The 21,406-nt window shown below is 44.2% G+C and carries 25 protein-coding genes and 4 pseudogenes; 15 read left to right on the top strand and 14 right to left on the bottom strand.

Annotated elements, in window-relative coordinates; translation table 11 throughout:
* Nucleotides 1–3: 3 nt before the first annotated feature.
* Genes JCM14467_RS18835 through JCM14467_RS13195 form a run of 3 tightly spaced genes read right to left on the bottom strand, consistent with a single transcriptional unit; the run spans nucleotide 4 to nucleotide 841 of the window.
* Nucleotides 4–189, bottom strand: a complete 186-nt coding sequence (locus JCM14467_RS18835) for a hypothetical protein (protein ID WP_252901683.1) — start codon at nucleotides 187–189, stop codon at nucleotides 4–6.
* A 24-nt stretch (nucleotides 190–213) separates the two neighbouring features.
* Complete coding sequence (locus JCM14467_RS13200) at nucleotides 214–540, bottom strand: hypothetical protein (protein WP_054850492.1); 327 nt, start codon at nucleotides 538–540, stop codon at nucleotides 214–216.
* A 10-nt stretch (nucleotides 541–550) separates the two neighbouring features.
* On the bottom strand, nucleotides 551–841 hold the full coding sequence (locus tag JCM14467_RS13195; protein WP_054850475.1) for a TIGR00304 family membrane protein: 291 nt from the start codon (nucleotides 839–841) through the stop codon (nucleotides 551–553).
* 84 nt (nucleotides 842–925) lie between these two features.
* Between JCM14467_RS13195 and JCM14467_RS20560 the strand changes: the two genes are divergently transcribed.
* The 3 genes and pseudogenes from JCM14467_RS20560 to JCM14467_RS13185 all read left to right on the top strand — a co-directional run bounded on the left by JCM14467_RS20560 (nucleotide 926) and on the right by JCM14467_RS13185 (nucleotide 2,410).
* The gene (locus JCM14467_RS20560; RefSeq protein ID WP_444823196.1) at nucleotides 926–1,192 is read left to right on the top strand and encodes an FKBP-type peptidyl-prolyl cis-trans isomerase; all 267 of its coding nucleotides are present in this window, start codon (nucleotides 926–928) and stop codon (nucleotides 1,190–1,192) included.
* Complete coding sequence (locus JCM14467_RS13190) at nucleotides 1,173–1,709, top strand: peptidylprolyl isomerase (protein ID WP_444823195.1); 537 nt, start codon at nucleotides 1,173–1,175, stop codon at nucleotides 1,707–1,709. Before JCM14467_RS20560 ends, JCM14467_RS13190 begins: the two co-directional genes overlap by 20 nt.
* A 51-nt stretch (nucleotides 1,710–1,760) precedes the next feature.
* Nucleotides 1,761–2,410: pseudogene (locus JCM14467_RS13185) on the top strand (proteasome subunit beta).
* 6 nt (nucleotides 2,411–2,416) lie between these two features.
* On the opposite strand, the gene JCM14467_RS13180 reads toward JCM14467_RS13185, so the two are convergent.
* From JCM14467_RS13180 to JCM14467_RS18825, 4 genes are all read right to left on the bottom strand, one after another.
* Nucleotides 2,417–2,893, bottom strand: a complete 477-nt coding sequence (locus tag JCM14467_RS13180; protein ID WP_252901701.1) for an endonuclease III domain-containing protein — start codon at nucleotides 2,891–2,893, stop codon at nucleotides 2,417–2,419.
* Between the two features lie 20 nt (nucleotides 2,894–2,913).
* Nucleotides 2,914–3,120, bottom strand: a complete 207-nt coding sequence (locus JCM14467_RS18830; RefSeq protein ID WP_252901682.1) for a hypothetical protein — start codon at nucleotides 3,118–3,120, stop codon at nucleotides 2,914–2,916.
* Nucleotides 3,117–3,632, bottom strand: a complete 516-nt coding sequence (locus JCM14467_RS13175) for an NUDIX hydrolase (RefSeq protein WP_054850474.1) — start codon at nucleotides 3,630–3,632, stop codon at nucleotides 3,117–3,119. Before JCM14467_RS13175 ends, JCM14467_RS18830 begins: the two co-directional genes overlap by 4 nt.
* Nucleotides 3,633–3,919: 287 nt before the next feature.
* Nucleotides 3,920–4,060, bottom strand: coding sequence for a hypothetical protein (locus JCM14467_RS18825; RefSeq protein WP_252901681.1), 141 nt, complete (start codon nucleotides 4,058–4,060; stop codon nucleotides 3,920–3,922).
* Between the two features lie 188 nt (nucleotides 4,061–4,248).
* On the opposite strand from JCM14467_RS18825, the gene JCM14467_RS13165 reads away from it, so the two are divergent.
* On the top strand, nucleotides 4,249–5,106 hold the full coding sequence (locus JCM14467_RS13165) for a hypothetical protein (RefSeq protein ID WP_054850472.1): 858 nt from the start codon (nucleotides 4,249–4,251) through the stop codon (nucleotides 5,104–5,106).
* A 29-nt stretch (nucleotides 5,107–5,135) separates the two neighbouring features.
* Here JCM14467_RS13165 and JCM14467_RS13160 read toward each other — a convergent pair whose 3' ends face one another.
* Both JCM14467_RS13160 and JCM14467_RS13155 read right to left on the bottom strand, forming a co-directional pair.
* The gene (locus tag JCM14467_RS13160) at nucleotides 5,136–5,327 is read right to left on the bottom strand and encodes a 50S ribosomal protein L24e (RefSeq protein ID WP_054850471.1); all 192 of its coding nucleotides are present in this window, start codon (nucleotides 5,325–5,327) and stop codon (nucleotides 5,136–5,138) included.
* Nucleotides 5,328–5,368: 41 nt separating this feature from the next.
* Nucleotides 5,369–6,178 carry a hypothetical protein gene (locus tag JCM14467_RS13155; protein ID WP_054850470.1) on the bottom strand — a complete coding sequence of 270 codons (810 nt, stop codon included), beginning with the start codon at nucleotides 6,176–6,178 and terminating at the stop codon, nucleotides 5,369–5,371.
* Nucleotides 6,179–6,229: 51 nt separating this feature from the next.
* Between JCM14467_RS13155 and JCM14467_RS13150 the strand changes: the two genes are divergently transcribed.
* From JCM14467_RS13150 to JCM14467_RS13105, 10 genes and pseudogenes are all read left to right on the top strand, one after another.
* Nucleotides 6,230–7,531, top strand: a complete 1,302-nt coding sequence (locus JCM14467_RS13150) for a transglutaminase-like domain-containing protein (RefSeq protein ID WP_252901680.1) — start codon at nucleotides 6,230–6,232, stop codon at nucleotides 7,529–7,531.
* Between the two features lie 84 nt (nucleotides 7,532–7,615).
* Nucleotides 7,616–8,116, top strand: a complete 501-nt coding sequence (locus JCM14467_RS13145; protein WP_054850468.1) for a hypothetical protein — start codon at nucleotides 7,616–7,618, stop codon at nucleotides 8,114–8,116.
* The gene (locus JCM14467_RS13140) at nucleotides 8,116–8,685 is read left to right on the top strand and encodes a DUF58 domain-containing protein (RefSeq protein WP_252901679.1); all 570 of its coding nucleotides are present in this window, start codon (nucleotides 8,116–8,118) and stop codon (nucleotides 8,683–8,685) included. Before JCM14467_RS13145 ends, JCM14467_RS13140 begins: the two co-directional genes overlap by 1 nt.
* Nucleotides 8,686–8,768: 83 nt before the next feature.
* On the top strand, nucleotides 8,769–9,299 hold the full coding sequence (locus tag JCM14467_RS13135; RefSeq protein WP_252901678.1) for a hypothetical protein: 531 nt from the start codon (nucleotides 8,769–8,771) through the stop codon (nucleotides 9,297–9,299).
* 36 nt (nucleotides 9,300–9,335) lie between these two features.
* A pseudogene (gene infB, locus JCM14467_RS13130) lies at nucleotides 9,336–11,131 on the top strand (translation initiation factor IF-2).
* A 140-nt stretch (nucleotides 11,132–11,271) separates the two neighbouring features.
* Complete coding sequence (locus JCM14467_RS13125; protein ID WP_252901677.1) at nucleotides 11,272–11,799, top strand: hypothetical protein; 528 nt, start codon at nucleotides 11,272–11,274, stop codon at nucleotides 11,797–11,799.
* Nucleotides 11,799–12,434: a hypothetical protein gene (locus JCM14467_RS13120; protein ID WP_054850464.1), complete on the top strand. Its 636-nt coding sequence runs from the start codon at nucleotides 11,799–11,801 to the stop codon at nucleotides 12,432–12,434. Before JCM14467_RS13125 ends, JCM14467_RS13120 begins: the two co-directional genes overlap by 1 nt.
* Complete coding sequence (locus JCM14467_RS13115; RefSeq protein ID WP_252901676.1) at nucleotides 12,409–12,858, top strand: hypothetical protein; 450 nt, start codon at nucleotides 12,409–12,411, stop codon at nucleotides 12,856–12,858. Before JCM14467_RS13120 ends, JCM14467_RS13115 begins: the two co-directional genes overlap by 26 nt.
* An 880-nt stretch (nucleotides 12,859–13,738) precedes the next feature.
* A complete protein-coding gene (locus JCM14467_RS13110; RefSeq protein ID WP_054850462.1) occupies nucleotides 13,739–14,587 on the top strand; it encodes a hypothetical protein in 849 nt (282 codons plus the stop codon).
* A gap of 322 nt (nucleotides 14,588–14,909) precedes the next feature.
* Complete coding sequence (locus tag JCM14467_RS13105; protein ID WP_054850461.1) at nucleotides 14,910–15,263, top strand: hypothetical protein; 354 nt, start codon at nucleotides 14,910–14,912, stop codon at nucleotides 15,261–15,263.
* A 46-nt stretch (nucleotides 15,264–15,309) separates the two neighbouring features.
* Here JCM14467_RS13105 and JCM14467_RS13100 read toward each other — a convergent pair whose 3' ends face one another.
* From JCM14467_RS13100 to JCM14467_RS13090, 5 genes and pseudogenes are all read right to left on the bottom strand, one after another.
* Complete coding sequence (locus JCM14467_RS13100; RefSeq protein ID WP_252901675.1) at nucleotides 15,310–16,362, bottom strand: ATP-binding protein; 1,053 nt, start codon at nucleotides 16,360–16,362, stop codon at nucleotides 15,310–15,312.
* A 27-nt stretch (nucleotides 16,363–16,389) separates the two neighbouring features.
* On the bottom strand, nucleotides 16,390–16,572 hold the full coding sequence (locus JCM14467_RS18820) for a hypothetical protein (RefSeq protein WP_252901674.1): 183 nt from the start codon (nucleotides 16,570–16,572) through the stop codon (nucleotides 16,390–16,392).
* A gap of 129 nt (nucleotides 16,573–16,701) precedes the next feature.
* A pseudogene (locus JCM14467_RS13095) lies at nucleotides 16,702–17,795 on the bottom strand (4-hydroxyphenylacetate 3-hydroxylase N-terminal domain-containing protein).
* On the bottom strand, nucleotides 17,795–18,109 hold the full coding sequence (locus JCM14467_RS18815) for a 4-hydroxyphenylacetate 3-hydroxylase N-terminal domain-containing protein (RefSeq protein WP_252901673.1): 315 nt from the start codon (nucleotides 18,107–18,109) through the stop codon (nucleotides 17,795–17,797). The pseudogene JCM14467_RS13095 and the gene JCM14467_RS18815 overlap by 1 nt, the downstream one beginning before the upstream one ends.
* A gap of 105 nt (nucleotides 18,110–18,214) precedes the next feature.
* Nucleotides 18,215–19,423 (bottom strand): acyl-CoA dehydrogenase family protein, encoded by a 1,209-nt coding sequence (locus JCM14467_RS13090; protein WP_054850460.1) that lies wholly within the window; start codon nucleotides 19,421–19,423, stop codon nucleotides 18,215–18,217.
* A gap of 280 nt (nucleotides 19,424–19,703) precedes the next feature.
* Between JCM14467_RS13090 and JCM14467_RS13085 the strand changes: the two are divergent.
* Nucleotides 19,704–21,388, top strand: a pseudogene (locus JCM14467_RS13085) (long-chain fatty acid--CoA ligase).
* The last annotated feature ends 18 nt before the right edge of the window (nucleotides 21,389–21,406 follow it).

Here is a 21,406-nt window from a genome sequence, read left to right as displayed (position 1 = left end):
CCCTTAAACCACCAGCCCTGGATAAGCAATGATGGCCCTACCAAACTCCTCATAAACCCGCTCAAAGGACTCCCTAACCTCATTAATGGGTAGTAAGCTTGGATCAGGTGATCCAGTAGCAAAATTGTATTTAACGCCCTTTTTCACCAACCTACTTGCCAACTCAACGGGTGACCAGTATAGCCTCATTAAGCGCCGAGTAACTCCTCTAGTTTATTTATGTTCTTCCTGCCAACGCCTCATTAACTCCCTCCTCGCCCTATAATACTGCACCACCGAGAATATGATCAGGGCTAGGAATATTAGGAATACCACATACGTGAACCAAATCAATGGCTGCGTGATCTGGGACTTGCCAAAGGTTATGAGTATTGGTATTGGCACGATTGGGAATATGACGATGGCGCCACCCACACCACCCGCACTGGTTTGCGATGTATATGAGCCGCTCACCCCAGCAGCAATGGCCATTATAACCGCTATGATCGGTATGATTACTGCAAGGATTATCAGCAGAATACCAAGTTGGTAAAGTCTCATGCCTATCACCTCACAGTATGCCTGGTAGTAATGTGAGTATTACGAATAATACGACTACTATTATCGTCAGTACTATAGCCCACTTAATAATTGATGAATCGTTACCGAAGATTATGGGCACAGGGCCTATCAGGATTACACCGCCAACCCCAGACTTCCTCTCCTCCCTCTTCTCCTCACCATCTTCCCTACTCTCTTCTCTATGGCTCCTCATTATGTCGATGATTATTAGCGCTATGCCCAGGAATGCCAGTATTATCGATAGCGTCACTGCAATACCCACTACATAGGCTATATTCATCACACGAATTAATCATGAAGGGGGATTAAAACCTAATTCTCCTGCAGCTTAAAATTTAAAAGGGGCGATCAATCGTCATAGACGATGCCATTTCAGAAGGGTGACTACGTACTGCTTGAGTACACGGTTGTTGATAAGGATGATAATAAGGTCGTGGAGACCACTGTAGAGGATAAAGCCAGGGAGGCCGGTATTTACAGACCTGATGAGGTTTACGAACCACGACTAATAATCATCGGTGAGACAAAGCTCTTCGAACCGCTGGAACAGGCAATAATGAATGCGAGCGAGGGTCAGGAAATAACCGTGGAGATACCGCCGGACAAGGCCTTTGCAGAGGGATCCGAGTAAGGTCAGGGTTATATCCATTAGGGAGTTCTATAGGTACGGTAAGTTGCCCAAGGTTGGTGACATTGTCGAGGTTAATAACCAGCAGGCCAGGGTTGTTAGCATAACGGGTGGTAGGGTTACCCTGGACTTCAACCACCCATTGGCTGGGAAGACGCTTGTAATTACGGCTAAGGTGGTTAAGAAGTTGGAGACCATGGAGGATAAGGTCAAGTACATAATTAAGCAGTATATACCCAGGATCGAGCTTGATAAGGTCGGTGTTGAGCTTGGTGAGGGTGGTTCCGTGGTCACGGTCAAATTACCCATTGAGACGCTGTTCATGGAGAATATAGGCACTATAAAGGCGAGGATAGCCGACGACATCGGGAATAAATTCACCAACGTAAATAAGGTTGTCTTTGTCGATGAGATAGAGATTAAGAGGGAGGCTGAGGCCAAGCCTGCCGAGGCTAAGGCCGAGGAGAAGCAAGCCGAGACGAAGCCGGAGTCCCAGCAGGCTCAGCAATCCTCTCAATAAGTTAAGGAATTAGGTTAAGATTTATTAATAAATTAATTCTCAAGGAGGTTGATGTTCACAACAAGCAATGATAAGATTAATAGGTTAATGACTGGGACGACTACCGTAGGGATTGTGGTTAACGACGGCGTTGTGCTAGCCACGGATAGGAGGGTTACTGCCGGTTACTACATTGCGCATAGGAAGAAGGGTGTGAAGATTTGGAAGATTGATAATCACGTGGCGGCGACGATGAGTGGTGCCGTGGCTGACCTACAGAAGGTGCTTGACGCATTAACGACAACGGCGATGCAGTACAAGGTTGAGACGGGCAAGCCAATATCAATAAGGCTCTGGCTAATTACGCGTCATTAATCATATTCTCAAGCAGGCCATACATCTACTTAGTGCATATGATATTCGGTGGTTGGGACCCGGACGAGGGCCCGGTCATATACATGCTGGACTTCTTCGGCACGCTTACCAGGGAGACCGAGTTCATGGCGACGGGTAGCGGTTCGCCAACAGCCTTCGGAGTCCTTGAGGACGGGTATAGGAAGGACATGAGTATTGAGGATGCGGTTAGACTGGCGGTTAGGGCTGTCAGGTCGGCCATATACCACGACCCAGGCAGTGGCGAGGGTATTGACGTGGTTACAATAACGAAGGAGGGCTATAGAGAGGTCAATGCGGAGCCATACCTCAAGGAATTAATCCGATAAAAACAATCATTGACCAGCCCTTCCTTTAATGTTATTGTAGTAATTACAAACATCCTTAAAGCCACACACATCACACCTGGGGTTCCTAGCCTTACACACGTCCCTACCGAACTGAATGAGCTTAAGGTGGACCTCAAGGTACCTACCTGGGTCAGGGGTTAGTGTATTCATCCAAGCCCTCTGTATTTCGCGGTAATTCCTTGACCTGGCAATGCCCAGTCTAAGGGATATCCTGGTTATGTGTGTATCCACTGGGAACGTGGGCTTACCCAGGTTAACCAGTATTACGTCCGCGGTCTTCTCACCAACGCCAGGAAGCTCGAGCAATGCTCTCCTAGCCTCCTCAAGCGGTGCGTCCCTAATCCATGTGAGGTCACCACCGTACTTCTCCAGGATTACCCTGGATAGCTCAATTATCTTCCTAGCCCTGACCCTATGCATGCCTGCCGGCTTAATGGCGTTGGCCAAGGCCTCCTCGCCAATACTTAACAGTCTCTCGGGCGTTATATCACCAACGGCCTTGACCAGGCCCTCATAAGCCTAAGGGCATTTCTATCATTCGTATTCTGGGTCAGTATGGTCACCACGAGGGCCTTAAAAATATCGTTACTACTCCTAAACACGTACAAGGCCGCGAAGTTCCTGGGCTCTATCTTAATACCAGCCAGGGCCTTAAGCACCAACTCCTCAGTTAACCTCATACTAATCACGCTTTAACGCCCTTCTTAAGCATATATAGTGTTATTGCCAGGGCCGATTTCATATCCGCAATATTGCCGTTTAGGACCATGTCGAAGGCATCCCTAAGGCTGATGATCACCCTATTAATAACTTCGTGGGGCTCGGGTCTTGGTTCACTCAGTTTCTTAACGTTGGCATAGTAAATGGTTAGGTACTCTGTGGAGTAGCCAGGTGATGTGAAGCCCTCAAAGAGCTTCTCAAAATAATCAACCTCAGCACCAACCTCCTCATTCAGCTCCCTAACCAAGGCCTCCTCGGGCTTCTCACCCTCCTCAACCACGCCCGCGGGCACCTCGAGTATGTAATTACCAATCACCGGCCTGTACTGCCGTAATAAAACGACCTTATCGCTCTCATAAATTGGTAATGCGGCCACGGCGTGTGGGAACACGACCTTCTCCACATTCATTTCATGACCATTCGGCAGCACTACCCTGGACACATCCAGCGTGACGCGCCTACCACTATAAATAACAACCATTAACCAGGGCATCAGGAAACCAACTTAAAAAGCAGCTCTCCAAACCCTACGGCAAAGATGTAATAGGAAGGAGAAAAGAAGGAAGAAAGGGTGATTTTAACCCTTAACCACGGCGTATTACTTACTCACGTCCTAGGCTTCCATAACTTAATAGGCGGCGTTGATGTGACGCAGATTCGGTGTAGTTCTTCGATATTATTGCTCCGCCATATAGTGGTATGCATGCCTATGAGTTATCACTCCTTATATTCCTTATTGTTATTTTGATTGCCTTGATTGGGTGTTGCTCAGTGTATGCCGTGATCACCATTGCCGCCGCCACAACCGTTATTGCCAGTAGTGCTATTGCCCAGGCCCTTTCCAGGCCCAGCTCCCCATATGGCCCACCAAGGACCCAGATCGGGCTCGGTCCTAGTTACTCTAGCCATTGGTACACCACGTACCAAAACCTAAAGCCCTAGGTGCTCAATTTAGCATGGCGTAAATAAATAGTTCAGGAGAAGACAATGGGACTTAACCTGTTTGGCTACTTAGCTCTGGGCTTTGTGTTTTAGTTCCTAGAACATTTGCTTACTAATGCCTAGAGTTAAGTACTTCTTCGTGCAAAGGCGGACCGATGAGTAGGCGTAGACTACTCACGCTAGTGGCGGTAATAACCTTGGCGATAATAGGCGTATCGCTACTACTCATTACCATGTACATCAAGTACCTCCTAATGCCTAGACACTTCCACCCACTTCCGGGTGCGGTGGTTTTCCCTAGCGTTTACTATGGTGCCCTCGGTTGTTGGAGCCATAATGTTAATATCGTCATTCCCGGCAATTCGATGGTTGTGCTTAATTACCACGTGCATGGCAATGTAACCATTAATGGCGTGGTGATCGACATAGCCTTCCCAGCGGGCATTATTAATGAGACTTTGACTGCATTCTCGAGGTTGTCGAATCCAGGTGGTGCATTTATCATTGGTGTTTACGTTAATAGTAGGCTTATTGCATCCCACGCAACCTCATCACCCATCGAGGGCTTGAAATTCGCAGTCAGCAATAATGGTAATGGATACATGGCCGTGGCCTACACAAGCATTGAAGCCCACTTACCACCAATTAATTTGACGAGCGATGACGTAATAACCGTACTCATCTACTCAGCCGTGCCCTACGCACTACCATCATGTGCTGTGACCAATGAGGGTGAGGAGGTTGGGTTGATGGTTAGGGATGGTTGGATTGGGGTTTTACCCACTAGTAATGCCACGCAAGCCGCCGAACAGCTCTACGAGGAGGGCAAATACATAACCGAGGAACCCGCAATCTACATAATCAACACCACAAGTCCAATGAACCAATTACCGCAGGAGTTAACACCAGGACTACTCGCTGAAGCGAGGCCCATAGCCACAGGATACGCACCATCATTCATAATGGGGTACGTCCAACTACCACAATATGTAAGAACAGCGAATAGTGGCTAATAGAATTAAGCGTGCTGGATCAAACCGAATCAAGGGGCCTTCTTTACCTTCTTCATCTTCCTAATCCAGGTCAGTTTCCTTGGGTCGCGGTTATACTTGATGGCGCTCACGAAGCACTTACGGCTGCAGAACCTGAGTACTGTGCCGTCTGCCTTAACGTACATTATCCCAGTGCCCGGCGGTATCGGCCTCCCGCAAAAACTGCATGTATAAATTCGCATACGGCGTTCGTTCTCAATAGTAATTTTTAAAGTTTATGCAATCAAATCCTCTTAAGAACCCTCCTGATGAGCGTCATAAATCTCCTGCAATCAATCTTCTTCCTGCCGTACATGCCCTCCTCGAATAGCCTTATCATTTCCTCAACCGTCTGCTTATCGTGTATGCGGTCAATTATGTAATTACCTAACTCCCTGGGTGTTAGCCCTGGATCGCTTATCTTCATTCTTTGCACGATCTTCGTAATGCCATATTCAAGGCATTCAGGGTACTTCATGCTGCTCCTCATGTGCATTGCCATAAATGATGCCGACATAATAATGATCATAGCCGTAATTACTATTAGTGGATAATTAATGCTTTGAATAACCCCGTGTTTACTGATGATCCTTGTGCCCACCTCCCTACTTAAATTACCTACTGATGAGCCATTGGTCGAGCTACCCAAGCCACCTAGAGCTCTTTTAATAATGCCTCCCCTGCCTGCTGTGTAGTATTGACTGTAACCGTATTGGGTATTGATTAGGCTTTGGTCGGACATCCTCTCAATACTAATTACGTAAATCGACGAGCTCCCCAGGAAGCCCGTAATTACGTAGGAGGTATTATTGGGTAGGACGAGTAATCCAGTGAATGCCTCATTTATTGACTCAGTGCTTGGGGAGACCACTATCACTATGCCATTAATTAATGACCCATTTACCGTGAGTGTCACGTTGATTATGGGCCACGATATAGGTTCATAACTACCGCTGTATAGGTAATTCAATCGCATCGTCGCTACGATACCCGGCGTATTTACTAATAACTCGATAAGTACTACAGTTAGTACAATAAGGATTAGGGAGTGCAAAAAGAATTTTTTTAAGGTTCATTAAGGCAATTGCCAATGAATGCATTAATAATGCTTTTGCTGGGGGTAATGCTTGCGATTAAGCCCGCGGCGTCTGGTGCGTCAATGGTGTACTCATTATCACTAAGTGCTCCCTACTTTGTGGTGGCGACTACGAATAGCAGCGTAATTATAGAGTTACTGACACAGCAGGGCGGTATTAAGTATGCCGTGATGGTTATACCAAGGGCATCCGTTAAGTTAGTAGGCCCTGGCTCTATAGAGGGTCAGGGAATCTTCCCGGGTATTCTCGACTTCGTTAATGGTACGGACTACGTGGGCTTTTACGACGGTTCAATAAACAGTACGTTATTCGTAGGCTCATTCACGCCGGTGATCGTGATTAACAAGCCAGGTGCATTGTCATATTCAGGCCTGTCAAATTTGGCGATTAGTAACCTCACGGTATACGTTAGGTCGGGCATACCCGTATTACTGAGGTACTTCGTATTCGATAGCTATAATTCAACTAGTAATGAATTAATCAATACGTTAAATCCCATCCCAGTGATTACGAGCTATCCTCCAGTAACGATAGACCTCGCCGTTGGTACTGACTGTAATACTTACGTTATTTATGAGAACTTCTCGCAGCCAATCGAGGCAATCCCAATCCCAATAACCGTCAATGTTGGTAGGTCATTAACGTTTATGGTCGCGAACATAACGTTGGTTAACGTGGTCCCATTCACCGAGGTTGATGTACTTGAACCTGGCGATTTATTGGCGAGTAAGGAACCCATTGATGCTGCGGTTTTTAAATTAACCGTATGCCACATCGACCAAGACCTTAATTATACAGGTATTGAGATATTGTACGCCAGGGATTATGTGGGATCGCTGGGCATCAATGTATCGTGGGAATTAATACCCGTGTCATTCAATGGGAGTGGGGTGTTGGTTATTAATGCGTTATTGAGTTACTTGAATAATGGTCGCTTCACCATTTCTAATACAACGTACCCTATTGATTATACCCTGGTCAATGGTACGGGGAGTTACATAGACTACGTGGTATTGGCCATGGCAATACTTAGGTCATTGGGCATACCAACCAGGGTCGCGCTGGGTTTTGTCGGGGAACCCCTGGGTAACGGCGTTTATGTGTATCATATAGGTGGTGATGCCGTGATTTGGGTTGAGGCATTTACGAATTTTGGTTGGACGGCATTCGAACCAATAAGTATCTATAAGCTTCATGATTACTCGCAGTTATTAACAACCGTGCTCTACACGGCATCGGCATCCTTCCTGCTCATGATTCCATGGATAATAGGGTACTACATATATTACTACTTAAGCAGGAAGTCCTAAGATCATGCATGCCTATCATTAAACCTAATACATTCATAAAAAGTAAATAAGGGGTTAATGATTAGGATTAGTGTGGCGTGAGGAATGAGTTCCATAATTAGGGGTAATGCTATCTTGGTGATTTACGTAGTAATAGCGTTGCTAATGTACCTGGGCATTTATGCGAGGAGCGAGGCGCCATTACTGATTGGCGTTGGCTTATTCCTAGTGTTCACATCCTACTTCCTGACCTGGGACCTGGTAACCAGTACAGTCCTGGGGACGCTCAGGCTCAGTCATGAAATAACGCATGCGGGGAGAAGCATAGTATTGAGCATTACCGCGGTATCCCCATTACGCCTTAAATTACCTGCCCATGTATCATTAGTATGCTCGCCCCACCTATTATGTGGTGATGATTACCAAATCGTAATTAATGGGCCCCAGGAGCAATTTGATATAAGGGTTAGGTGGCTTGGTGTTGCTGAGGTAGTGGGTATTGTGATTAGGGTCTCCGACCCACTCGGGGTCATTAGGAATTCCCGCTTTATTAAGATTGAGCGTGAAATACCGATAGAACCAACTAGGTTGCGCCGCCTGAGGTGATGGGTCAAAGGCTGCCTGGTGATTACGTGGATAATGCGACGTACATGGAATCCAAGATGGGTGACTTCATGTACCTAAGGAATTACAGCTTCATGGAGCCCGCCAGTAATATTCATTGGATAACTAGTGCCAGGGTTAATGAGTTAATCAGTGTGGCTAGGTCTGAGGCGGGTAATGCACTTAGGCTCGTCATAATGGAGTATACGCCAAGGATGCTCAAGCCCATGGGTGACATGAGGCCTATTGATGAGGCGTTAATGTACTTAAGCCGCTTAAGGGGTATGAACTTCTCTCTCATATTAATTGGTAATGGCTTGGTAAGGTCGTTAAACATAACATCAAGTGTATCACTAGTTAATTTAGAGCTTAGGCTTAGGGAGTTGGTAATGGGATTTGAGGATAGGTGGGAATTGATTAATAGGGCTCTGAAAATTCTCGGGAAGTACGCAAAAGAGTTGAATACTGATGAAATAATGCTACTACTTTACCCGGTAAATACTGATCATGGCCTATCAAGGGGGATATCGAAGCCCTTGCTAAGTACTTACGCAGTAACTCCCTGCTGTTAATAACTAAGGATTCACTTAATGAATTAATAAAGGCCAATATTGACCTGAGGGATGTGAATGTGGTAATTCTCGGTGATTAGGTCATGAGGTCGTCAAGGCTTTCCGTGATTATTAGTGGTACGGCTTTATTGATAATTAACCTATTATTAACTTATGACTTAGGATTGAAGGTATTCGACGTAATCGGTATTTTTATGATTCTATCACTATACGTGATCACTGCCGTGAGACCTACATATTCGCAGTACCTCCTCATTGCAGCTGAGGTGTACTCAATACTCGAGTTATTCCTGGTAGCCATTGGCATTAGTTATGCATTATTCTTCTCATTATTGGTTATTACTTCCCTAATGACATTTCTATTATTAAATAAGTTAATGAACATACCCATATTCCTAGTGTCACTAATCACTCTTGCATTATCCATCATACTCACGTATTACCTATACGTGTTGTTAGGTCATGTAATGGCTACGTACGTGGTGGTATTGGGGATCAATACTAATTACTTCACGTTGATGCTTTCATCATCGTTTTCCATACTCATTCTATTCCTAATAACCCTACTACTAAAGAAGGTAATACCTGCACTACTACATCATGAAGAAAAATGATTTTTAAATCAAGCAGCACAATCAATTTAGGTAGTTATGAGTAAGGCTGATTCATCATTCGTGGATTATAGGCCGCCAATCACCGTGGTAGTTGGGCATGTGGATGTCGGTAAGACGCTCCTTCTCGATAAGATTAGAGGCACATTCGTGGCCTATAGAGAGCCTGGCATGATTACACAGCACATAGGCCTATCCTTCATACCCTGGATCGCCGTGGAAAGGCTGGCGGATCCACTACTCACTAAGTTTAGGCTTAAAGGTAGGGTCTGGATAAAGGCTTCCTCATGGTTGATACGCCGGGCCACGCTGCATTCTCAAACCTAAGGCGTAGGGGCGGCTCGGTGGCTGACCTAGCCGTGCTTGTAATAGACATCACGAAGGGCTTTGAGGAGCAGACATATGAGAGCCTAACCCTGATTAGGTCCAGGAACATACCCTTCGTGGTTGCTGCGAATAAGCTGGACAGGATATATGGCTGGGAGCCCCATGAGAACGCCCCGTTCCTGGATTCATACGATAAGCAGAGGGAGGATGTCCAGGGTAGGGTCGAGGAGGCCATAGCTAGGATAATAGAGGAATTCAATAAGCTAGGCATGGACGCGGATAGGTATGACAGGGTCAGGGACTTCAATACGCAGGTCCCCATAGTGCCAACAAGTGCCGTCACTGGTGAGGGCCTAGCCGACCTATTGGTCGTACTTGCTGGATTAAGCCAGAGATTCAATAAGGAGAAGTTGAGAGTCACCTATGGGCCAGGTAAGGGTGTCGTTATGGAGATTAGGGAGGAGAAGGGTTGGGGTGCTACCGCTGATGTTGTGCTTTATGATGGAGTCATTAGGAAGGGCGATTTAATAGTGACGGCGGGGCTCGAGGGCCCAGTAAGCACTAGAGTTAAGATGCTCGTAATGCCCAAGCCACTTGACGAAATGAGGGATCCTGAGGATAGGTACATGCTCATGGATGAGGTCAGGGCGGCGGCTGGCGTTAAGATAATTGCCGATGGTCTTGACCAAGTCGTCCCTGGCGCGCCCGTGTTTGTTGTTCCTCAGTCAGCATCGCTTGATGAGTACATTAAGTTGGTTAGGGAGGAGGTTTCGGAGGTCAGGATAGAGACTGATAAGGAGGGCGTAGTAGCTAAGGCGGACACGTTGGGTACCCTGGAGGCCATGGTGATATACCTAAGGAGCCAGGGGATACCCGTTAGAAAGGCTGACGTTGGCAACGTGAGTAGGAGAGACGTAGTCGAGGCATCCATAGTCAGGAAGAAGAACCCACTCTATGGTGTTGTCCTGGCGTTCAATGTTAAGGTCCCGCATGACGTGGAGGTTGAGGCAATGCAGAATGGTGTGAAGATCTTCAGGAACGAGATACTGTATAGGCTCGTTGAGGAATTCACCCAGTGGTACAAGGAGCAGAAGACGAGACTCATAGAGGCTGAGCTCGAGAAGTACATAAGGCCCGGTAAGATAAGGATATTGCCGGGCTACGTATTCAGGAGGAGTAACCCAGTAATCGTGGGTATTGCCGTGCTTGAGGGATCGATAAAGCCCGGTTATCCGCTAATTAGAGGTGATGGCAGGAGGGTGGGGACTATAATGCAGATACAGGATAAGGGCAAGAACATACCAGAGGCTAGGAAGGGCATGGAAGTCGCCATATCCATAGAGGGTAATGTAATGATCGGTAGACAAATTAAGGAGGGTGACGAACTCTACGTGGATGTGCCCGAGGAGCACGCAATAACCCTAATGACACAATTCAAGGATCAGCTCAACGAGGATGAAATAACATTGCTTAAGGAGATCTTGAAAATTAAACGTTCATCTAAATAAGCATTAATAATTACTAAGTCTTAAGATAAGGCATCAATCCTTAAGAAAAACGCGGTTAGTTAGATTTTTAACCATAATTTATAATTAGGCCTGTGAACTTACGTAAAGTATTTATCATCATAATTACCATCATACTAATCGTGTCGTTACTTACTCTAATCTTTAATGTTGATGTTAGCAGGAGATTAATAACCGTAGCTCAAACCGCCAATGAACCATCAGCAGGTATTAGCACGCCCATTTATATAGTTGGTTCGTTAACATTAGCACAACAACTTACGCAGGTCGGGATCAACGGATCATTCATTAAGTTAATAACCATGGATCAGTTGACGGACGTGCCTAATGACAGTATTGTAATCATTAATTGGTCGGTGATTAAGCCCAGCGTCATTATCAATGATCCAGGAAATAAAGTAACCATTAACTTAACGAGCCCAGTTATTCGTGATTTAGCCATTGCCATTGCCAGGGGCGATGTTGTTAGTATCTATGCAAGTGGCAATGATGAGAGTATTGCTGAGTTTATCCTCGCTTATTCCTGGGCGGTGGCCACTAATAATACATTAAGGGGATTGCCCGCATACTTAGTGGCTTACCCAGTAATACCAGTGAAAACTCACGGCTCCGTACTATTCATGGCAAGTCATGTTAAACAGGAGGATTAATGACCGGACCCATATACTTAAGTAAGCGCATTCAATTACTACTTAATGCAGTAAGGCCTAATGTAGGTCTAGGGACGATTAATGGCATTAGCGATGCTGCAGATCCTGATCCTTGCTTCATCGAATATCTAGAGTTTATGAGGGGCTCAAGTTCTGCACCTGGCATATACACAAATAATAAAGCCACGTTTGTGTGGATACTGCCGATTTTCTATCAGGGTCCGCCCTACGGCGGCATACCAGGTTACTCTGACGATAACGGAACGTATTACTGGGACACCTGCCTATTGATTGGTAATACTGCCTATGCCGTGAGTCCTGATGAGAGTGCTTGGTATTGGTTACCAATTAATGTTTTCGGATATGAAGGTTACCTCGAGCTCTCAACCATGTATAATAACCTTGGTTATTTACTGTATCAATTAGGGTCTATTGATTATTACTACGGTTATGAGCAGTATAGAAATGGCGTAACAAATGCCCTAGTTGGTGATGAGGGTAATGACTACTTTAGCACCAATTCATGGAACCCACCACCAATGAGTAGTGTGTTTAGCTATTACATGTTCACTAACGGCATACTTGTTCTCACCAACCCTTCTGGGTGGTGTGGGTGTACCTCCCGGCCCTGGTGAAAGTATTGGTGGTTTTCTCAACCCATCAATGCTTATAAGCCTGCCCAATGGGCCCGCCGTGCAGGTAGGTAATATTACGTGGGTATTCAGCATAGGCTATGGCGCTAATGATCAGGGATTCACAAACGCCTTCGAGGACATAACGCCAGCCGGCGTATTTATAAGGAACATGTCATCGCCGAGCATTGCCATGTTTAGGGTTGATTTTGAGAATACGGTGGTTACGGCCCAATACCCATGCGCCTATGAGGTTCTTCAAACCATTTGGGTTGACGTTACGTGGAACATCATAGTAATCCCCAAATCAAGCACCACGGTAACTCTCTCACAATCTAGCGTTGGATTATCAATCACAAATGCACCACCCAATACCTACGTTACGGGAGTAACATCATATATAGTGCCTATATTATGTGCTCCCTGACTTAAATTTAAGAAATGCAACCCTTCCCTAGTACCTTGATTAATCAATATTTATTTTATTGACCGTAGTACCTAAGAGTAAGGGCAAGCTAATGAGTCGAGATTAATAGTTTATGTATTATTGGATAATGCTTATAAAGGATAAGTAGGCGAGAGAGCGCGGTGGTAACTATCTAGATTCTCAAGATGTGGTATTAAGATTATATTGTGGTTAATTTTAAATTTTGTGAATAATATTTTACGATTATGATAATGAAATATCCTTAACTGACTAAGTCTCGCAAAAGACTTAGGTAGCTAGAAAATATGGTAAGGAGTGTCTTAAGCTACTTAGCAAATGGTTAGCGCATCAACGAATCGATAACATACCTAAATTGTCTTATTTAGCATCATTTTTCTGCTTATTTACTTCCTCACTACACATATACTTAATCTTGGTTGTCTTTAGTTCGTTATTCATGACTATATATGTCACGTGGTATTTAAGCTTAAGCACGTCATTACTCAGTGTCTTAATTTACTTCATGACCTTTACCTCATTATCGAAATACCTCGATAATGGTAATTGCAGTCGTACTACATGGTTAAACGACTACATAAATTAGCCATGTTAACCTTAAGTGCTCCCTATTAAAGTGTCATAGTCATAATTAAATGTGAGTTCATGTCTCAGTTTATTCTCAAGTTCTCGGTTAAGTTCAAGATTATGTGACATCTAAAGGTGGTCTTGGCTTGTTAAGTAATGACCCTTAATTACGAGAATATATTACAATATTTCGAGACTATACATTACGCAGCTTACGAAATATCTACCGTAAAGCTCTTTTTCGATTTCGGTATTGCTATATAAATTAGTTAATAATTTAAAATTTGATGAAATAATGATACCCAATAATTCATTAATATCAAGCGAAAATAATACTAATAATGCATCAATACCTAATGTAAGTGAGATGAATTCAGAGCAAAATCTAATACAAACTCTTGATAAAGAAACTATGGAAATTCTCAAAGAAGTTAGAGCAAAGATACTAAGGAGAATAGATGAAGTAGATGATGTGTTTAATAGGACGATTGAGGATTTAGTGAAGTTCAGGGAACATTTAATGTCTTTAGCTGAAAAATATAATAACGTCAGTGATAACATTAAGGCATTTGCTGAGGCAATCGAGAGGATAATCGATTACACTAATAAAGTCAAACAATGGTATAAAGACAAGGTCTATGGGGAGATCACGAAATTAGTTAAAGACGAATATGGAGAGATAAGGAGGAGAAGGAGTGGTTTAACAATAGTGGGCCAGTACGTGACGATAACCGCTAATAAGATTAATGGTAAAATTATTGTGATGTTAACAATAAAGGGCATTGGCGGTATTAATACTAATGTACCTCCTTTAATTTCAGAGCTAATAAGGAGGTCAATACAAGTAGGTCTTATGAATACTGATGGAAGTATTGATAAGAAAAGTAACCATCCACGCATGAATACCGTATATTTATGGCAAATAATATTATGGTTACTTGCGTTTCCAGGGAAAAATTATTTAATAATCTCACGCATTAATATAAATAAGAAAGATGTAAAATTAATGTGGAGTTTAATATCTCTTGATTATAAATTTAAAGAAAAACCGAAGCTTGAATTAACGTTTCATAATGTATTGATTACCTACTTTACTGCTGTGTTAGGTGACGGTTATATCGTATTACAGAAAAAAACAAAATAACAGGATTTACCCAGAAGCAGGTCTTACAGGGAAGCAAAAGCTAGACTTGTGGGAGAAGATGCTAAGAATTATGGTAGGTAATTACCATAAACGTAATAAACCCAATGTATCAGAATTGCGAATTTTTTCAAAATGCTATTCAAGTACTAAAAATGATATATAATGAAATCACTGTAAATGAGCCAATATTAATAAATATTTTAATCTTTTTTACGTCAAGAAGCAACGGCGAAAAAAAATAAAACGATTTATAAACTCCTTAAATTTAAAAATAAGGAGAAAAGGCGACTATAGTATTATTCTTGCTGGCAAGAAGTTCACGGTGGATACCTCTGATAGACTTCGACTTATATGTAGAGTTAATGATGAGAATGAGGCAAAGAAGATCCTCGAGAAGTTGAGGTCTCAATATAGTATTACTGCCAATGTTTATAGAAGTGGTAAATATTTAGCCGTTAATGCTGACTCGATTATAAAAATTATTGAGAAAAATAAGGAATTAAGGGATGCTATTATAACGATACTTTACCATAAGTATGAGGATATAAGCGATGAGAAGAAGAAACAATTAATCAGAAAATATATAATGAATTTAACGTCCATAAAAGAAGACCACAGCTTAAGGAATTTATTAAGAGACCATAAAGTCTATCAAGGCATGGGCTACTCGACCTAGGTAACTTCGCTGATGTACTCGGCTTTGAGAAGTCGTGAGAATGTACCTACGCGTTAATGCTGGCTAAAAATAGGTGGGCAGGTATCACATCAATATCCTCCACATCCCTCGAGATCGTGACAACCCTCCTCATCCTACTAGCCCTTACGCCCAGCCGCTCAGCACCCCTGCTGTACTTAACCTCATAACCAACGAAATCCCTAAGCGAGACCACGTCAATCTCCCTATCACCAATAGTCGTATAACCAACCTCACCAGTTCTAGCCAGGTGCGACGCCACAACACCCTCCACAATTATTGGTTCATCGGGCACCCTAACGCCTGTCCATACCGACGCCACCCTGTATATGAATGGGTCAGTGAAATGTATCTTAATCAATTTCCTATAGTCCTTACTCCCTGTATTAACATCGACGTAGTTCAACACCGTTATCAGGAACATCCTACTAAGCAAATCAAGGTACTCAGACACCGTCCTATGGGATATACCCAAGTCCTTTGCTATCGAGTTGTGGCTTACCCTAGAGCCAGCCTTCTCGAGCAGTATCGAGAGTATCTCCCTAACCAAGCCCTCATCCTTACCTGCCCTCCTCACATCATAAATTATCCAGTCAATGTATGATTTATAGACGTCACTGGTTATTGTGCCCGTACTAAAGTAGGAATTGATCGATAGCGGGAACCCACCAGTTATCAAGTACTTCTCAAAGAGGTTCCTGATCTCCTCGTACCAACCAAGTTCAACGTGGACATCAGGTCTCAGGGCCTTTATGTATGATTGAAAACTAAGCGGGTAAACCACCACGTCAGTACCGAAGCCCCTCCTTCCAGGGAATGTCTCCACATCACCCTTTATGAATAGGCTCGTGGAGCCCGTTATAGTGATTACGTCATCCCTAAACAATCCCCTATCAATGCCATACTTTATCGCCCTAAACCATTCATTCACGTACGTGATCTCATCAAGGAATATGTAACTAGTCCTGATACCACGCTCCTCCTTAATCCTGAGATACCTCCTTAATACGTTAAGCAACTCCTCATAATCACTAAGCAAATCACAACTATAGTAAAAAAATAGCCTCGGGCCTAACCTCATTGAGCAGGTCCTTAATAATTAACTTGATCATTGTCGTCTTACCCACCTGCCTGGTCCATAAATGAAATTGAGCGAAAACGGCCTCAGAGACACGAGATTAATCTCCCTAGGAACCCACCTAACCCTGGCATTACGCAATCTAACTATGTCAGGGTCCTCATCAATACGTTCCCTACCCCTCCACCATGGATTGAACTCATCAAGGCTCATGACTTGCTGCTCTAAGTATCAAGAAACTTAAATAGCTTTGTTACCTTAAGTATCAAGCATTATGAATATTATCCTACTATTTTTGATTTTATGTTAAACAATGGTTTTATATTATGAATTAATTACTAACTATAATTTTAGCTTATTCAGTATTTTATTTATCAATTCCTCAGCTTCTCTGTAATTATACTCCCTCAGCATTCCTATCTTACTAGCTGCTTCAGAGCCTTCTGCATGTATCATGGCCGTTAGCAAGTAACCCACCAAGTGGCTTGCGCCTAATTCCCTCACCAAGCTCATTATTTTGTACCTAGTATCTCCATCAACGGCGCCCCTGAGGTACTTCGAAATGTACTGCCTCTCTTCTGGGTTGGCGTAGTCGTCGTGTGAGGGCATTGTGGCTATTAGGCCGCCTGCGATGTCTATGAGCCATGCACAACATCTATGAAGTGGGCATTGGCGTAGAGCTTACTGACGTTCGTGTATACTGGGTTTGGTATGGCAATTCCCTCGTCAATCCAGGGCTCCAGGGCTGCGGCCATGGCACCCATCCTCATGATCTCCTTATACATTATCATCTGCACAAGCCAATCCCTCACGTGCGGTGCATTCTCAATTCCATTAGCCCTGGCGGCATATAGTGCGGCGCCCAGGTATAGGTTTGCCGTGGCCGCCCTATAGGATATTGCCGTGAACCTGTGATAAGTCGCGAAGGTCCAAGCCAACTGCCCCGCCAAGTCCCACTCCCTGAATAGGAATACCCTGTCCCACGGCACGAATACGTGGTCGAATATTGTTAATGACTCAACCTCAAACCTACTCGCCGAGTTAACTGCGTTCGGATTGCCATCATACTCAAGCACGGGCCTAACAATGAATTTAAGGCCCTTCGCATTCGCAGGCACGGCAAAAGCAACTGCGTAATCCCTGTCGCCCTCGACCATGGCCCTGTACGGCAATACAATTATCTCATTAGCCACAGGACCCTGCGTGGTGTGTATCTTCGCGCCATTAACCACAATGCCATCGTCACGAACCTCCACGACCCTAAGGTACATATCCTTATCCTCCTGCTCATGGGGTCTCTTAGCCCTATTACCCTTAACATCTGTCTGGGCAACGGCTATGGCTAGGTCATTCTTAACGACATACTCGTAATACTTCATTACCCTGTCATAGTAATTAGTGCCGTACTTCCTATCAACCTTCCTAGCAATAATCATCAATGAGAAGAGGCGTCACTACCAATCGCCTGCACAATGTTAAATAAGCCATCAAACCTGAGGGTATCTTCATAAATCAACTTATACCTCTCGAGCAAGTCATTCGTATTCCTGGGGACCCTGAAGTACTTGCTTATGAGCCCATAATTAGGGTCTTCATAAAGCCTATCCTTAACGTCGAATAAATCCGCCGCATGCCTAACGGCTATGCTAATGACAGGGTGAGTCGTTATATCATCAACCCTCTTACCCCTGTAATAAACGGTCCTGCCGTCTCTAACGGAGTTTATGTACTCCGTGGCTGATCTAGGCATGAATAACTTATAATTTGCAGATAAATAAGTATAGCTTATATATAGGCGTAAATTTCGGCGTCATTTACATTTACTTAGATTTAAAATTAATTTAAGGAGAAAGTATTATGGTTTCCATACTCCTCTCCTTAACGCATCAGCAATTGTTAGTAGGTTTATTTCGTTTGTTCCCTCGTAGATCCTCGTGACCCTGTGATCCCTCCAATACCTCTCCACATTAAACTCCTCGAAGTACCCATAACCACCGTGTATCTGTATTGCCTCGTCAATTACATAACTTGCAACTTCAGTCGCGTAAACTTTAGCAGCGCCTGCAATTGCACCCATGGCTCTTGGGTCAATCTTAAACTTTAGGTAATCATCAACGTAATACGCAGCCCTATAGACTAATGATCGGGCTGCCTCAATGAGCATCGCCATTCTAGCTAGCTTTTCCTGAATAATCTCAAAGTTTATAATTGTCTGATTAAATTGGGCTCTCTTCTGTGCGTATTCAAGGGCCTTGTCAAAGGCCGCAAGAGCCATACCAAGCCCTAGGGCTGCGACTCCGATCCTTGAGACGTTGAAGTAAGCCAAGGTCCAGTAAAAGCCTTGGTTTAGGCCCTTCTCTTCACCGCCTAATATATTCTCGGCGGGGACCTCGACATTATCGAGGTAAATCTCACCAACGGGTATTGTCCTCTGTCCTAACTTCCCCGTTAATCTTCTAATGGTTACGCCAGGCCAATCGGTATGTATTATGAAGAGTGTTTGACCTCTATGTCTCTTCCCTGGGTCTGTTTGTGCTAGGAGTAAGCCGTATTTAGCAGTTGGTGCATTTGTTATGAAGGTCTTCATGCCCCTAATTATGTACTTATCACCCTTCTTCTCCGCAACAGTATTTAACTGCGTAATATCACTACCATGCTCAGGTTCAGTATATGCGCCGAAGAATGTATTTTCACCCCTATAGACTGGCGGTAAGTACTTCTTTCTCTGTTCCTCGGTGCCAAAGAAGTAGAGCATGTGGGATGTAAAGGGGCCGCTCATTATCGCAACTCCCAGCGTTGGTTCCGCCCTAACCAACTCCTCAGTAACGACTATATCGGCTATGTATGTTGTGAAGCCGCCACCCCCATACTCAGTGGGTATTGATGGAGCCAGTAAGCCGAGTTCACCAGCCTTCCTATATAATTCCCATGGGAATTCCTCCTTCTTCTCGTACTCCCTGGCAAGTTCTGGCGAGAAGTTCCTCTGTGCGAACTCCCTAGCGGTCTTTCTGAGTAGTTTCAGTTCCTCTGCATATTGAGGGAACAGATCCAGAATATCAGTCATCAAGGACTATTCCAGCCCCACGCACTTAAACATAGTTAATAAATACCCTATATATACGCATCATCATCGCCGGAATCAACAGCACGTATTCTCAACAGTCTTATTCCCGTATATGATTAACTTATTGGAGTTTCCTTTGTTTATATTACCTTAAAATTTATCGATTTTAATATAATTGTTATTTATCAGCTTTATCCTTGATTTTTATTAAACGAGTAAATAGGGCTATATATTAATGATAAGAATTAAGCCTAAGGATTCTCTAAAATTAATATTAATGATGTCTGCCGAGGAGCTAATCGAAAAGGCATCGGAATTCTATGATTACCCGTTAACGCTTACGAACCTAATAATGTGGGGTGCCGAGACATTCCCTGAGCAGGAAATCGTCTATGCACCACCAGACGCACCTAAACTTAGGCTTACTTTCGCCAGGTTTGGGATAGGGTTAGGAGACTCGCAACAGCCCTTGAGCAACTTGGTGTTAAACCTGGTGATCCCAAGAGATTAGGTACTAGGGTTGGCGCACTGGAGTGGAACTCGCATAGGTATTTAGAGCTGTATTACGCAGTTCCAGGTCTTGGTGCTGTGTTGCACACGGTTAATATAAGGTACTCACCGGAGGATATAGTCTATACTATTAATCATGCCGGTGATGAGATATTATTCGTTAAGGATGAATTCCTACCGCTGCTTCAGGCAGTAATGCCTAGGCTTAAAACCGTTAAGAAAGTCGTTGTAATGACTGATAAGTCAGAACCACCGCAGGTGAAGCTTCCAGGTGTTGGGGTTTATAATTATGAGGATTTAATAAAGAGCTCAAGCCCATACGACTTCAAGGACCTTGATGAAAGAACAGTAGCCACACTATTCTACACCTCCGGCACCACGGGGCCGCCAAAGGGCGTGTTCTTCACTCACAGGCAGTTGGTTTTACATGCCATGGCGATCGCAATATCAACGGCGGCACCACCCTACGAACTTAGCGTCAGAGACGTAGTAATGCCCCTGGTAACCATGTATCACGTGCATGCCTGGGGAGGACCACATGCCATGTTCCTCGCAGGTCAGAAGTACGTCTTCACTGGGCGTATGGATTGGGGATACATACTAAAGACAATAAGTGAGGAGAAGGTCACTTACATATACGGAGTCCCCGTAATACTATACCTACTCCTTACCCACCCTGACTCGCCAAAGTACGACCTTAGGGGTCTCAAGTATGGTAATGGCGGTTCCGCAATACCTGAAGGTCTATACAAGCTGGCTAGGTCTAGGGGCATCATAGTAATTAATGGCTATGGCTTATCAGAAACGGCGCCAGTAATTGCCCAAGCCCTATTTAAGGCATCAACACTGAACTGGCCCGAGGATAAGAAGGAAAACTACCTAATGAAGGGGCTTAGACAAATACCACTTACCTTCATTAGGGTTGTTGATGAGCAGGGTAAGGACGTGCCTAAGGATGGTAAGACCATTGGTGAAATTGTGGTTAGGTCACCCTGCTAACGCCCGCCTACTTCAAGGATCCCGAGAAGACCAAGGAGTTATGGCGCGGTGGCTGGCTACACACAGGCGATGTCGCCGTATGGGATTCAGACGGCCACATTTGGATTATGGATAGACTTAAGGACGTTATCAAGAGTGGTGGTGAGTGGATTGTGAGCACGAAGTTAGAGGACATCATTAGTACTCATCCATCTGTTGGTGAGGTTGCGGTTATTGGTGTTCCGCATCCAAAGTGGGGTGAGAGGCCTGTGGCGATTGTCGTGCCAGGCCTGGGAAGAGGGTTACGGAGGATGAGATTAGGAACTACCTGATGCAGTTCGTGGAGAGGGGCGAGATACCGAAGTGGTGGATACCAGACAAGGTAATAATTAGTGAGAAGGAGTTACCAAAGACGAGCACAGCCAAGCCGATAAGAAGGTACTTAGGGAGATTTATAAGAACGTGCTATCTCAATGAATTATATAAAGTATTTAG

The sequence above is a fragment of the Vulcanisaeta sp. JCM 14467 genome, assembly GCF_001316245.1.
Classification (GTDB): Archaea; Thermoproteota; Thermoprotei; order Thermoproteales; family Thermocladiaceae; genus Vulcanisaeta.
Note: the sequence above shows the minus strand (reverse complement) of the source record. Positions and strands in the feature narration are given on the sequence as shown.